This window comes from Enterobacter sp. Lyrl_3, from assembly GCF_051948675.1.
Classification (GTDB): Bacteria; Pseudomonadota; Gammaproteobacteria; order Enterobacterales; family Enterobacteriaceae; genus Enterobacter; species Enterobacter cloacae.
Map to the genome: position 1 here is coordinate 65,789 of NZ_JAYJLI010000015.1, position 13,393 is coordinate 79,181.

At 48.2% G+C, this 13,393-nt stretch carries 15 protein-coding genes and 1 other RNA gene; 4 read left to right on the forward strand and 12 right to left on the reverse strand.

The window, feature by feature from the left end:
* Positions 1–90 precede the first annotated feature (90 nt).
* A complete protein-coding gene (locus tag VF709_RS20265) occupies positions 91–663 on the forward strand; it encodes a helix-turn-helix domain-containing protein (protein ID WP_013098365.1) in 573 nt (190 codons plus the stop codon).
* Positions 664–713: 50 nt separating this feature from the next.
* On the opposite strand, the gene VF709_RS20270 is transcribed toward VF709_RS20265, so the two are convergent.
* From VF709_RS20270 to smpB, 8 genes are all read right to left on the reverse strand, one after another.
* Positions 714–1,430 carry a thioesterase II family protein gene (locus tag VF709_RS20270; RefSeq protein ID WP_038420436.1) on the reverse strand — a complete coding sequence of 239 codons (717 nt, stop codon included), beginning with the start codon at positions 1,428–1,430 and terminating at the stop codon, positions 714–716.
* Positions 1,423–2,340 (reverse strand): DMT family transporter, encoded by a 918-nt coding sequence (locus tag VF709_RS20275; protein WP_013098364.1) that lies wholly within the window; start codon positions 2,338–2,340, stop codon positions 1,423–1,425. Before VF709_RS20275 ends, VF709_RS20270 begins: the two co-directional genes overlap by 8 nt.
* Positions 2,333–3,013 (reverse strand): alanyl-tRNA synthetase, encoded by a 681-nt coding sequence (locus VF709_RS20280; RefSeq protein ID WP_013098363.1) that lies wholly within the window; start codon positions 3,011–3,013, stop codon positions 2,333–2,335. The genes VF709_RS20275 and VF709_RS20280 overlap by 8 nt, the downstream gene beginning before the upstream one ends.
* A 16-nt stretch (positions 3,014–3,029) precedes the next feature.
* The gene (locus VF709_RS20285) at positions 3,030–3,971 is read right to left on the reverse strand and encodes a chlorinating enzyme (RefSeq protein ID WP_013098362.1); all 942 of its coding nucleotides are present in this window, start codon (positions 3,969–3,971) and stop codon (positions 3,030–3,032) included.
* A 25-nt stretch (positions 3,972–3,996) separates the two neighbouring features.
* Positions 3,997–4,248 carry a phosphopantetheine-binding protein gene (locus tag VF709_RS20290; protein WP_052123646.1) on the reverse strand — a complete coding sequence of 84 codons (252 nt, stop codon included), beginning with the start codon at positions 4,246–4,248 and terminating at the stop codon, positions 3,997–3,999.
* Between the two features lie 3 nt (positions 4,249–4,251).
* Entirely contained in the window at positions 4,252–5,784 is a 1,533-nt protein-coding gene (locus VF709_RS20295; RefSeq protein WP_038420433.1) for an amino acid adenylation domain-containing protein, read from the reverse strand.
* Between the two features lie 530 nt (positions 5,785–6,314).
* Positions 6,315–6,678, reverse strand: a transfer-messenger RNA (tmRNA) gene (gene ssrA / locus VF709_RS20300).
* An 89-nt stretch (positions 6,679–6,767) separates the two neighbouring features.
* A complete protein-coding gene (gene smpB / locus VF709_RS20305) occupies positions 6,768–7,250 on the reverse strand; it encodes an SsrA-binding protein SmpB (protein ID WP_008502505.1) in 483 nt (160 codons plus the stop codon).
* A gap of 156 nt (positions 7,251–7,406) precedes the next feature.
* Between smpB and VF709_RS20310 the strand changes: the two genes are divergently transcribed.
* Positions 7,407–7,844, forward strand: a complete 438-nt coding sequence (locus tag VF709_RS20310) for a type II toxin-antitoxin system RatA family toxin (RefSeq protein WP_008502504.1) — start codon at positions 7,407–7,409, stop codon at positions 7,842–7,844.
* Positions 7,834–8,121: an RnfH family protein gene (locus VF709_RS20315; RefSeq protein WP_003863119.1), complete on the forward strand. Its 288-nt coding sequence runs from the start codon at positions 7,834–7,836 to the stop codon at positions 8,119–8,121. Before VF709_RS20310 ends, VF709_RS20315 begins: the two co-directional genes overlap by 11 nt.
* Positions 8,122–8,230: 109 nt before the next feature.
* On the opposite strand, the gene bamE is transcribed toward VF709_RS20315, so the two are convergent.
* The 3 genes from bamE to nadK all read right to left on the reverse strand — a co-directional run bounded on the left by bamE (position 8,231) and on the right by nadK (position 11,333).
* Positions 8,231–8,569 carry an outer membrane protein assembly factor BamE gene (gene bamE / locus VF709_RS20320; protein ID WP_003863121.1) on the reverse strand — a complete coding sequence of 113 codons (339 nt, stop codon included), beginning with the start codon at positions 8,567–8,569 and terminating at the stop codon, positions 8,231–8,233.
* A 138-nt stretch (positions 8,570–8,707) separates the two neighbouring features.
* Entirely contained in the window at positions 8,708–10,369 is a 1,662-nt protein-coding gene (gene recN, locus VF709_RS20325) for a DNA repair protein RecN (protein WP_023622551.1), read from the reverse strand.
* A gap of 85 nt (positions 10,370–10,454) precedes the next feature.
* Positions 10,455–11,333 carry an NAD(+) kinase gene (gene nadK / locus VF709_RS20330; protein WP_013098356.1) on the reverse strand — a complete coding sequence of 293 codons (879 nt, stop codon included), beginning with the start codon at positions 11,331–11,333 and terminating at the stop codon, positions 10,455–10,457.
* 122 nt (positions 11,334–11,455) lie between these two features.
* Between nadK and grpE the strand changes: the two genes are divergently transcribed.
* Positions 11,456–12,049, forward strand: a complete 594-nt coding sequence (gene grpE, locus VF709_RS20335) for a nucleotide exchange factor GrpE (protein WP_013098354.1) — start codon at positions 11,456–11,458, stop codon at positions 12,047–12,049.
* A gap of 52 nt (positions 12,050–12,101) precedes the next feature.
* Here the strand turns inward: grpE and VF709_RS20340 are convergent, their stop codons facing one another.
* Positions 12,102–13,388, reverse strand: a complete 1,287-nt coding sequence (locus VF709_RS20340; RefSeq protein WP_440232227.1) for an HlyC/CorC family transporter — start codon at positions 13,386–13,388, stop codon at positions 12,102–12,104.
* Positions 13,389–13,393: the final 5 nt, after the last annotated feature.

The window sequence follows — 13,393 nt, forward strand, 5'->3', positions numbered from 1 at the left end:
GCGTTTGAATTCATGTGTCACTTTTGAAGATATTTTCTTCCTAAAATGTTAATATGCTACAAATTTTATCCTGACAGTGAAGATTAAAAGATGAGTAATGCACAACAGAGCGATCGCTTAAAAAGAACGTACACCAACATTGGTAATAACGTAAAAAAGTTACGAATAGCTCGAAATCTTTCACTTAATGAACTGGCAAAACTTTCCGGCGTCTCCAAAGCTACGCTGTCCACGCTCGAATCGGGCGGTTCTAATCCTCGCGTTGATACACTGGATTCCATCGCCAGCGCACTAAGACTTACATTAGGCGATTTGCTCGGTAATAATAATGAACGCTATCCTTATATCGAAAAAAATTCTGACTACAAAGGTGATTATTCCCAGGTAATGAAGTTCCGCATCGGCCAGGGCAATATCACAGAAATATGGCATTTACAAATGAAACCAGGTGTGGTAATAAACAGTCCAGCTCATGTTTCAGGGACGCATGAACATATCATCGTTCACCTTGGCACATTACTTCTGAAAATATCTGACAGTGAAAGTATTATTCTTCAACCTGGAGATTTTTATGCCTTCTCAGGTGATGTTAAACATGCCTATATTTGTGCAGATGATGCGGTAAGTGCGACGGTTATAATGTCTTACAGTACACAAGGTTAATTCAGCAGGTTTGCGGCATTACTGTGTTACCCCTCACCTGCCCGCGCTATTTATATATTAAAGACCTTGTTGTTCCGTATAAAATCCATTGTTAGTTCACTAATCTCACGAGCTTGTGTATCTGAAATAAAATGCCCCCCTGAGATCCCCTCCAGCCTGAATGGCTGGAGGGTACATTCTTGCCATCGTTCCGGGGGAAAAAGAAATAAGGGGTCCTCTTTTCCGTAAAATGCTAATACTGGAATATCGTCAAGCGCAGCGCTATCTTCTTCACTGATAGAATTAGCAACCTGCAAATCAGCAGATAGCACCTGCAAAAATTGCTTCAGCAAAACGGGTTCTTTCTGCAGCCAGTCAGGTAATTGCCTGAAATGATTCGCAAAATTAAGTAATGAATGTTTTGCAATTTCACTGGATTCAGTTAAATCAAAAAACTGACGGCAATGGATTGGTTCATTACCAATCACCACGAGCATACTTTTTTGTCGAGCATCATTGAAACGGTATTTTTTTGCCATTACATATGCGACATAGGCGCCGAGACTATGCCCCATAAAAATTATCGGACAATGGCGTGGCAATTGTGGAAAAAAATCCTTAATCACCTTATTGATATCTGTTAGTAACGCTTCCTGACGGCGGCGTCCGCGGCCAGGCATTTCAAACTTACTCACATTGAAGTTTGAAAAGTGCTTTACCAGTACATCAAGAGCGGCAGCGTTCCCTCCGGCATGATGAAACATAGCAATATGTGGCTGCTCATTCATAACGCTTCCCTTCAGCAATACGCCCCAACAGGGCTGCACATATAATGATCCCGCCCCCTATTGCTTGCAGCACACCAAGGGTTTCGCCCATAATGGTGATGGCAAACATAGCTGCAAAGGCCGGTTCGAGAGACAAGATCAACCCGACGCGCGTCGGACTGGTTATTTTAGCGGCATATAATTGCATCAGGAATGCAAATGCCGTTGCCAGCAGACTCAGAAAGAGAATCAAGCCCCATGTCGAAATAGATATTTCAGGTATATATTGCAACGCAGTGGGTTCGGTCAGCACAATAGTAACCAAGCCGAGGGCCGCGACAACCAGTAATTCAATCAATGTGATATTGATTAGCGAGTAATCCTTACCAGCAGTCTGCCGACCAAACATAAATATCTGAAAACCGCGAATCAATGCAGCCGATAAGATAAGAATATCGCCTTGATTGAACTCAATATTTCCATTGGCCGTAAAGCTCAACATGCCGCCACCTGCAAGGGACATAAAACAGGTGAAATAAATGAATTTGCTTTGTTTTCTCTTGCCGATAAAACGTTCAAAAAAGGGAACTAATACCACCGATAATGCAATCAAGAAACCTGCATTTGCAGCTGAGGTGTGTTTAACACCAAACGTTTCGAATGTTAGGATCGCATAAAGAAGCACACCAAATACGATCCCATTAATCACTTCACCACGAGTGAAGCTGTTTAATCTGACACGAGTGCCAACAAACATGAAGGGAACAGCCAGTGCGAATCTCAGCATTAAAAACAGGGGAACAGTGACCCCTGCCTGGATAATAAGCTGCATCAAGGAATAACTTGCCCCCCATGAGAGGGCAACGGTCAATAATCCCAGATCAATTATCCAAAGTCGGCTGCGTGGAGCCAGAATAGAATAATTAGACATGACATTCCTTTAGCGGGACATGCCCGGCATCATAGCTGATCCGTAGAGTGCCCTTTTTAAACTTTATCGCCTTAATGTTAAATGAGCTAATTTTTGCCAAATCATCAGTGTGTGTCCCGGCACAAGGCATAGCCTCTGATTGGTTAATCTGGCATAGCCGGGTGGTGCCCTCGAACCAACTGCGGATTTCCGCTCCCTTCTGCAGACGCTGGCAAATAATTCGTTCAATTTCAGCCGCCTCCAGGCGATCAGCTGGAATAGCTGAAGCATCAATGGCGCTAAATTCCACACGCGACTCACCGGGGAAATGATGCCCCCGGACAGCCATCCACCCGAACTGGCGCATTTCCCAGTTCAGTAAATGCCCGGCAGTATGCAGTGCTGCATGGTAAGCGCGGGCATCTGCTGATACAACTGATGATACTTTTGTTTCAACTGGCGGCGAAAAAGGAGACTGCGGATAAAGAACCACTAATCCTGATTCCTGTTTTTTTACCACCACCGGTATGTCATTTACCCACCCGAGATCTGCAGGTTGCCCGCCTCCCTGCGGATGAAAAATATTATCCTGCAGGGCAATCCATTGCCCTCCTTCATCAGCACCGGTAGCAATGACATCGCTTAATATATTAAAGCGATAAGTATCCTCCAGATAACACTGATTTTGTTGCATAGCGATAATCCTTATTTTATATAGAAAGGGGAGTAAATGGATTTCCGAGCAAATTATGGGTTGCTATACGATTATTAGTATTACGACTTTGGCCAGCAACAATCACGCAGCCAAATTTATCCAATGGGATATTGCCACCATACTCATGCACATGATCGGTATTGGGATAAATATCAACAAAGCTGGGGGCGTAGCGGGTAGCAAAGCCCATGCGATATATCTTATCAGATATATTAGGATAGGAAGCATGCATTAACGTTGACCAAAAGATGACACATTGACCGGCTTTCATCTCCAACGGGACGGCCTGTTTTTCATCCGGATGCCAGTCAGGATCTATTTGCAGGTCGCGGTAATCATATCCAAAGAATCCACGACTCTTACCCTCCTTTTCAATGTTATTAATAATGTCGCTTTGATATTGCATTGATTTCTTTTCATCATAATTCATTTTATGATGGGTGCCAGGCATAATTTCCAGACAACCATTCTCAATGGTTGAATCAGTAAAAGCTGTCCAGACCGTTAAAGTCCCTTTTCCAAACTGATCTTCAGTTTCTCCAGGCCAAAGAATTTGCGGTTTTCCACTGGCGTTAGCAAATGTATCAGCCTGATGCCAGTCAGTACCTTCATCACCGGGGTATTTAGGAAAGAACTCCGTACGCCAGCATAAAACATCATCGCCAAGGATATCAGATACCGGTGCCACAATTTTGGGATTAGTGACATGTTGGCTAAGTTTATTGATATCAAGATGGCGATCGTAATTCGATATATTCGTTGCCGCACCGTACGAGTCTGAAGGGTAAGCAGCATTCGAACGATCTGGTAATTGCCGACGAACGGTACTCCAAATTTCCGCCATTTCTTCCGGAGAATAAATGGTAATTGGGCCGATATAACCATTTTTATGGAAGTTGGCAAGTTCTTCTTCAGACAAATGAATATTATTTGACATGGTAATCTCCAGTGAATGATTGGTTTTATTTAATACTGTAAAATGTTTCGCTAAGCGTGCTGTTATATAGACGTTCCATAGATAGCGTTAGATTGAATTCATTTCGTACTCGTTCATTCAGTGCAATGGCAATCATTGAATGCCCACCAATATCAAGGAAGTTATCTTCCGCGCTGACTGATTTTTCTAAAACATCTTGCAGCCAAACTATATACTGTTGTAATGCAAGTACTTTTACCTGTTCTTTATTGACATCATCTAAATCAACTGCGTTCATAATTTACTCCACAGAAAGTTTCAGGTGTTGTTTATCGATTTTTCCATTAATGGTTTTTGGTATAGCATCAAAACCACGATAGCGAATAGGGCGCATATAAAATGGCAATAACTCCTTTGCCAATTTATGTAACTGTTCAATAACATCTGCTTTATTGTCATTTGATGCAAAACAACAAACCAGATGATGACCAAGTGTTTCTGAATGAGACGTTATGACGGAAATGTCGATAATAGATTCAAGCCTTGCAAGCACAGATTCAATCTCGCCAATTTCGATTCGATAACCATTTATTTTTACCTGTTGATCGCAACGCCCCATATAAACCAACTTCCCTGCGGAATTATATTGAACAAGATCTCCTGTGCAATAATACCGCTTGGTAATATTGTTTTTTTCAGCCAAAATAAATTTACCATTGGTCTCATTATTCTGGTTCAGATAACCCGGCGTGACTTGCGAACCACAGAGAAGCAATTCGCCATAGCCTGAACGCAGATCACTTTCATCAAGGGGCCGAATGATGTAATCGAATCCAGGCAATAATTCACCTATTATAGACTCTGTGTGCTCCAGATCATCATTACTGATAATATGCCAACTTGAATGAACAGTCGTTTCGGTAATGCCGTACATATTAACCAGTAAAGGAGACATCAGCCCAAAATGCTGCTGCCATTGTTTGAGCATCTGAAAATTAAGCCTTTCGCCACCAAAAATAATAAACCGTAAAGCCAATGATCCCTTCGGGAATTGACAGAGCCAAGAGGCATTAACGGAAAAAGCACCAGGAGTTTGATTAAGTAAAGTAATTTTTTGATCGTGAACGAGTTGTGCAAGTTTACTAGGGGTTAAACGTGTTTCATTATCTGGAATAACAAGCTTCCCACCATAAGCTAAAACTGACCACATTTCCCATACTGAAAAATCAAAAGCATAGGAATGAAAAAGCACAGTGGAATCATCTTCGTTAAACTTAAACACAGGTTCCGTTGCACGAAAGAGAGCACGCAAATTAGCATGGGTGATCGGAACACCTTTTGGGTTACCTGTCGTGCCCGAAGTATAAATAATATATGCCAATCCTTCCGGAACGGCCATATTCAGTAATGAATCCGCCATAACAGAGACAGACAACATCTGGTATATGCTTTTTGCCTGAAAGCCGGCAAAGTTTGAATGACCGCTCTCATTGATAATCATGCGAGGCTGAGAATCATTCAATATCAGAATATTACGCGCTACTGGCGCATTACGGTCTATTGGTACATAAGCAGCACCAATGAACTGAATCGCCAGAATAGAGGCGATTAACTCAGCACCTGGTGGCAGCTCTATTGCAACCTTGTCACCTGCGTGAACACCTTCATCCTTCAGTGTCTGAATAATCCTGAGCATCCAGTCTCTGAGCTCGCCATAGCTGATCTCATGATCGAGATCTTTAACCGCAACCCTTTGTGGGAATTTCCAGGATACTGCCCAAAAAAGCTCAATCTGAGTTAGCGCATCATGTGCCTGTGAATCAATGATTCTCATACAATACCCTCCTGTTCGGAATAAAAGTACATTAAGCTAAAGAAGTGAACAAATGTTTTTTTATTGTTAATTTCAATTTTTTAGATAACTCATTGTAAAATATGAATAAATAAATATTAATCCTGTAGCCATCTCGCGATTATGCAAAGGTGGTGTTCGTTTTAATTTCTTGCCTCAGGCGATTGAACCATTGTTCGCTCGCTTGTAGGTACCTGCATATGAATCATGGCTAAACAAACGTCATGGCGAGATTAAGGCGGGTGGGTGTACTTTGTTCGAGAGGAAAAGGGCTGGTACTAACGAGCCCAGACATGATCTTAATAGTTGAAGACGGTGTGATTGCTGGATGAATTGGTTGAGTTTGTTGGGAATTTTAATTTTTTAGCGTTCTGGCAACGCGGTGCAAAACAAGATACAGAATGCTCAAGATCCATACAGATATCATGACCATACACGCAACAAAAAAAATCCTGCAACTCGTTAAAGTTGCAGGATTTTTTAAAGTTCATGATACATCATGAATGAATGTTTGGTGGAGCTGGCGGGAGTTGAACCCGCGTCCGAAATTTCTACATCCTCGGTACTACATGCTTAGTTTGTCTTTACATTCGCACGCCAGCTGCGGACAGACACGCCACTAACGAACTAGCCTGATTAGTTTTAACGCTTCAACCCCAGGCAGGGCTTCCACGCGATCTCTTTTGGGTTTGACCTCTCTTTGATCCCCGTCTTAAGAGCGGAAGCTAGGGAGAGAGGGCTCAGAGCAGGTTATTAAGCTGCTAAAGCGTAGTTTTCGTCGTTTGCGACTATTTTTTTGCGGCTTTTAACGAGGCAAACCGCCCCTCGGCATGCACCTTGGGTTTCGCAAATCCCGTCGAATCCAGAATCAGCCCCAATAGTGTTGAACTCAGTATACCAGATTTCACTTCCTGGATACCAGCCCGGAACGCTAACTTATTGAATAGTACAATAAGTGTGCAGAATCAACGTCCTGCGTTTTTCATAATGCGCGCTTTGTCGAGCTGCCATTCGCGCTCTTTCAGGTCAGTACGTTTGTCGTGCTGTTTTTTACCTTTGGCAACGCCAACTTTTACTTTGCACCAGGCGTTTTTCCAGTACAGCGACAGCGCGACCACGGTAAAGCCCTCTCGGTTAATGCGCCCGTAGAGGGATTCCAGTTCACGCTTGTTCAGCAGCAGCTTACGGGTACGCGTTGGGTCACACACGTAGTGCGAAGAGGCGACGGTCAGCGGCGTAAAGTTGGCACCGAACAGGAAGGCTTCGCCATCTTTCAGGATCACATAGCTATCGCCGATGTTGGCTTTCCCGGCGCGCAGCGATTTTACTTCCCAGCCCTGCAGGGCAAGGCCAGCTTCAAATTCTTCTTCAATGAAATACTCATGGCGAGCACGCTTGTTGAGCGCAATGGTCGCCGAGCCTGGTTTATGTGCTTTTTTCTTCGTCATAAGTGTCGTAAAGCCGTCGGTAATCTGATTTCAAAAAGTCACCTCATTGCGTCCTGTGAGGTCTAACGCGCTATCTTAGCACGAGATGAGGCTTAGCGTTTTTTTAACAGGTGATAAATGTTATTATTTGTCCGTTGTGTGACCATGGGAAATGCTATGCCTCAGATTAGCCGTACTGCGCTTGTACCTTACAGCGCGGAACAAATGTATCAGTTAGTGAACGATGTTCAGTCTTATCCAGAATTTATCCCTGGGTGTACCGGGAGCCGCGTTCTGGAGTCTGGCCCGACGCAGATGACGGCGGCGGTGGATGTCTCCAAAGCGGGGATCAGCAAGACGTTCACCACCCGCAATACGCTGACGAACAATCAGAGTATTTTGATGCATCTGGTGGATGGTCCATTCAAGACCCTGATGGGAGGCTGGAAGTTTACGCCGCTGAGCGCTGATGCCTGTCGCATCGAGTTCCATTTGGACTTTGAGTTTACCAATAAGCTGATTGAGCTGGCGTTTGGCCGCATCTTCAAAGAGCTGGCGTCCAATATGGTTCAGGCGTTCACGACCCGCGCCAAAGAGGTCTACAGTGTCGCATAAGATAGCTGTGGAAGTGGTCTACGCGTTGCCGGAGAAGCAGTATCTGCAGCGCGTGACGCTGGAAGAGGGCGCAACCGTTGAGGCGGCTATCCGAGCTTCTGGCATTCTGGAGCTTCGTCGCGATATCGATCTGGCAAAAAATAAAGTCGGCATTTACAGCCGCCCGGTGAAACTGGGTGATGTGTTGAAAGAGGGCGACCGGGTGGAGATTTATCGCCCGCTGATTGCCGACCCGAAAGAGCTGCGTCGCCAGCGTGCGGAGAAATCTGGTAAGTAGTGCTTTTCTCCCCCAGTGGCGCTGCGCTTACCGGGGGCTACGATCCAGTGCGAAATGTCGATACAAAAAAGGTGCTCATTGAGCACCTTTTTGCATTTCTGACGCCGGATTATTTGGTCAGGGCAGGCTTGTTGTCGATGTTGGTCAACACACCAGCGCTGCTGAAGGTCAGCGTCAGGGTCTGCTGGGTCACATCTTCGTGGCCTGGCTGCTGACGGAATACATAGAACCAGGTGTTGGTGCCGAACGGATCGGACATCATCGGGGTTCCCAGTGCATAAGCGACCTGCTGTTGTGTCATCCCTACACGGATTTTAGACACATCGTTAGGGGTAAGGTAGTTCCCCTGGTTGATGTCAGGACGGTAAACCACTTTCTCCAGAGTGGAACAGCCTGCGGTCAACATCAGAAGAACCGCAGCGGCAGCGGTCAGCGTTTTACAGCGCATAGTGATTTGATTCCTTTTCGGGCCCGAGCAGTACGCGGCTCATATGTAATATGCCGATGATAATAGACCTTGCCCCACTTTGAAACCGGTCTGGCGGCGTTTTTGTTGTTCTGTATGACCCTGAGATCCCGAAAAAGTTTATGCCGCCAGCAGTTCTTTCGCATTCGCGAGCGTATTGCGGGTGACTTCGCTGCCTCCCAGCAGACGAGCCAGCTCCTGCAGGCGCGAGCGTTTATCCAGCGGTTTCATGTGCGTTTCGGTCATTTCACCGTCCGTTTCTTTGCTGACGATAAAGTGATGATGACCACAGCCTGCCACCTGCGGCAGGTGGGTGACGCACATCACCTGAGTCGATTCACCGAGCTGGCGCAGCAGTTTACCCACTACCGCCGCCGTCGGGCCGCTGATCCCCACATCCACTTCATCGAAAATCAGGGCCGGGGTTTCCATTTTACGGGCGGTGATAACCTGGATCGCCAGAGCAATACGGGAGAGCTCACCACCGGATGCCACTTTGGAAATAGGCTGTAACGGCTGGCCTGGGTTGGTGGTGACACGGAATTCGATGCGATCCGCGCCTTCCGCCGTCAGGGAGTTCTCTTCGAAGCGGACATCAATCGTGAATATGCCGTGTGGCATCGCCAGCGTATGCATGCTGTCGGTGATGTGCTGGCTGAGTTCCTGAGCATAATGCTGACGAACTTCATGCAGCTTTTTCGCCGTGGTCAGCGCCTGCTGATGGTGCTGGTTTACCGCCAGAGTCAGCGTTTCCAGTGAATCAGCCTGATCGTCAAGTTGCTGCTGTTCATCAAGGAGAGACTGATAAAAAGCAGGCAACTCTTCTGGCGTGACGTGGTGCTTGCGCGCCAAAGAAATCTGACGGGAAATGCGCTGTTCCAGCTCAAACAGGCGATTGGGATCGAGATCCAGACGTTCACAGTAGTGGCGCAGTTCATCACCGGCTTCAGAGATTTGAATCGCCGCCTCTTCCAGCATATCCAGCACGCCGGACAGTTTGCTGTCCATGCCCGCCAGCTCGGTAACAAGCTGACGCACGTTATACAGCTGGCTTTGCAGATTAACGTCTTCGCCATCTGCCAGTAAGGTGAGGGCGTTCTGGCTGGTAGAGAGCAGATGGCCACTGTTGGCCAGACGCTTATACTCTTCGTCAATGAGTTCGAACTCACCCGCCTGCGGGTTAAACTCGTTCAGCTCTTTGAGCTGATACTCCAGCAGCTCGGCGCGTGCGGCACGCTCCTGGCTTTGCTGCTGGTGCTGAGCCAGCTCGCGACAGCTCTGGTGCCACTGGCGATAGTGTTCTGCCATCAACTGAGTAAGTGCATACTCACCTGCATAGCCATCGAGCAGCGATTTTTGCTGCTCCGGCTTAACCAGCTGCTGATGCGCGTGCTGACCATGTATCTGAATAAGCAACTGACCCAGCTCGCGAAGCTGAGAAAGCGGTACCGCCGTGCCGTTGATAAAACCGCGTGAACGACCGTCGCTGCTGATAACGCGACGAAGTAAACACTCACGTCCATCTTCAAGCTGGTTTTCTTCGAGCCAGCGCAGGGCTGCAGGGGTGTCTTTCAGGGAGAAGCGAGCGCAAAGGTCAGCACGGTTGGCGCCCATGCGCACCATGTCACCCTCAGCACGCCCGCCAAGGCACAAGCCGAGGGCATCAATGGCAATGGATTTACCCGCACCGGTTTCCCCGGTGATCGCCGTCATGCCGCTGTGGAAATCAATCTCAAGCTCACGAACAATGGCAAAGTTGCTGATGGTCAGTTGTGCCAGCATAATTGTTTTCCTGTATGAAAAACCATAACTGTGTTTTCATACAGTATAAACTGGTTTTTTATACAGTAAAGTACTGGATGCAAAATCAGAACAATTTTTTTGACCAGCCAAGCTTCGAGCTTAATGTGTTGAAATAGCTGTAATCTTTCGGGTGAATAAGATTCAGGTGATAATCACACCGACGAATAAGAACGTCTTCACCTTCCTGAATAGGCAGTGCGATCTGGCTGTCGCAGCTAATCTCCAGGTCATTACGGCGGTGCGAGAAACGCAGCCGGATGGTGCTGCTGCCGTTAATCACCAGCGGGCGGGCAGAGAGGGTGTGCGGGAACATCGGCACCAGCGTAATGGCATCCAGCGAAGGCGTCAGGATTGGTCCTCCCGCAGAAAGCGAATAGGCGGTCGAGCCCGTCGGCGTGGAGATAATCAGCCCGTCAGAGCGCTGGGAGAACGCGAAGATTTCATCGATATACACTTCGAACTCAATCATATGCGCCACTTTGCCGGGGTGAAGTACCACCTCGTTAATGGCGGTACTGATGCGTTTCTGGCAGTCCTGCTGACACACCTGCGCTTCCAGTAAAAAACGTTTTTCGCTGATGTAATGTCCTTCCAGCACATCGGCCAGCTGCTGCTGCGCGTTGTCCGGGTCGAGGTCGGTCAGAAAACCGAGATTGCCACGGTTAATGCCGATGACTTTTATGTCGTAGCGCGCCAGCGTGCGAGCCGCGCCGAGCATGTTGCCGTCGCCGCCGACCACCACGGCAAGATCCGCCTGCTGTCCAATCTCTGCCAGCGTGCCGGTTTTGACGCTCTTTAGCTGCAGCTCCTGAGCGATCTGCTGCTCAACCATCACTTCATAGCCTTTGCTACACAGCCAGCGATACAACATTTCATGTGTCGTCAATGCCGTAGGGTGACGCGGGTGCCCGACGATCCCAATACACCTGAAATGATTATTCATTTTCTGGAGGTCCTTGTGCCTGATGAATGATGACAATCTCTCTTGTTCCCTTGAATCCAGGAAACTGATCCCCATAATAAGCGAAGTTAGCGAGATGAATGCAGAAAAACGCGGAGAAATTCATGAGTAGTAAAGAACAGAAAACGCCTGAGGGGCAAGCCCCTGAAGAAATTATCACGGAACAGCACGATGAAGTTGAGGCTGTAGAGCCAGACGCATCTGCTGAGCAGGTGGACCCGCGCGATGAAAAAATTGCGAATCTGGAAGCCCAACTGGTAGAAGCACAGAATCGCGAACGCGACAGTGTTCTGCGCATCAAGGCGGAAATGGAAAACCTGCGTCGTCGTACCGAACAGGACGTTGAAAAGGCGCATAAGTTTGCGCTGGAGAAATTCGTCAACGAACTGCTGCCGGTAATCGACAGCCTCGATCGCGCGCTGGAAGTGGCTGATAAAGCGAATCCGGACAACGCGGCAATGATCGAAGGTATCGAACTGACGCTGAAATCCATGCTGGACGTGGTGCGTAAGTTTGGTGTGGAAGTGATTGCCGATACCGACGTCCCGCTGGATCCTAACGTGCACCAGGCAATTGCGATGGTGGAATCAGAAGACGTTGAAGCCGGTAAAGTGCTGGGCGTGATGCAGAAAGGGTATACCCTGAACGGCCGTACCATCCGTGCTGCGATGGTAACCGTGGCGAAAGCGAAAGCGTAATTTGCCGCTCCGTAGTGCCGGGCGGCGGCTTCGCCTTGCCCGGCCTACAACTTTATTCCGCGATACTTTCGCGCAGTGGTTTAACAGGCATGACCTTCACCTGCTTAATCATATTGTCCTGCACGTCCAGGATATCAATATCATACTGTTCAATGCGCACCCGCGTGCCCGCCGCCGGGATCTCTTCCAGTGCTTCCAGAATCATCCCGTTCATGGTGCGAGCCTCATCTTCCGGCAGATGCCAGTTAAAGGCTTTATTGAGTTCGCGGATGTTCGCGCTGCCGTCAATCAGCACCGAACCGTCGTTTTGCGGTGTGACCTCTTCCGCAAGAGAAGGGGACATGGAGGTGGTAAAGTCTCCAACAATCTCTTCCAGAATATCTTCGACCGTCACCAGCCCCTGAATATCGCCATACTCATCGACCACCAGACCGACTTTCTTTTTGTTACGCTGGAATTTTACCAGCTGCGTGCTGAGCGGCGTTCCTTCCGGCACGTAGTAAATCTCGTCGGCGGCGCGCAGCATCACCTCTTTAGTGAACTCTTTTTTCTCGGTCATCAGGCGATAGGCTTCCCGTACGCGCAGCATACTGATGGCGTCGTCCAGGGAGTCGCGATAAAGCACAATGCGTCCGTGCGGGGAGTGGGTCAGCTGGCGGACGATGGCCTTCCAGTCGTCGTTAATATCAATCCCGACGATTTCGTTACGCGGCACCATAATGTCGTTAACGCTGACCTTTTCCAGATCCAGCACCGACAGGAGCATGTCCTGATTGCGGCGTGAAATCTGCGAGCGGGATTCGTTCACGATGGTGCGCAGCTCGTCTTTGCTGAGTGCACTGCTGATGGCGACGTCGGCTTTGATGCCGACCATGCGCATCAGGATACGGGTGACCATATTCAACAGCCAGACCAGCGGCATCATCAGGATCAGCAGCGGTGCCAGCAGGAAGCTGCTCGGGTAAGCCACTTTTTCCGGGTAAAGCGCAGCGATGGTTTTGGGCAGCACTTCCGCAAACACCAGCACCACAAACGTCAGTACGCCGGTAGCAATCGCGACCCCGGCGTTGCCGTACAGGCGCATCCCGACAATGGTGCCCAGCGCAGAGGCGAGGATATTGACGAGGTTGTTACCGATAAGCACCAGGCTTATCAGGCGATCCGGTTTACGGAGCAGCTTTTCAACGCGACGTGCGGCACGGTTACCCTGTTTAGCACGATGACGTAACCGGTAGCGGTTTAAGGTCATCATGCCGGTTTCCGAACCAGAGAAATAGGCGGAGATGACCACCATGACGATCAGCGTAACGATCAGCGTGGTGGTAGAGATGTGTTCCAGGGGGA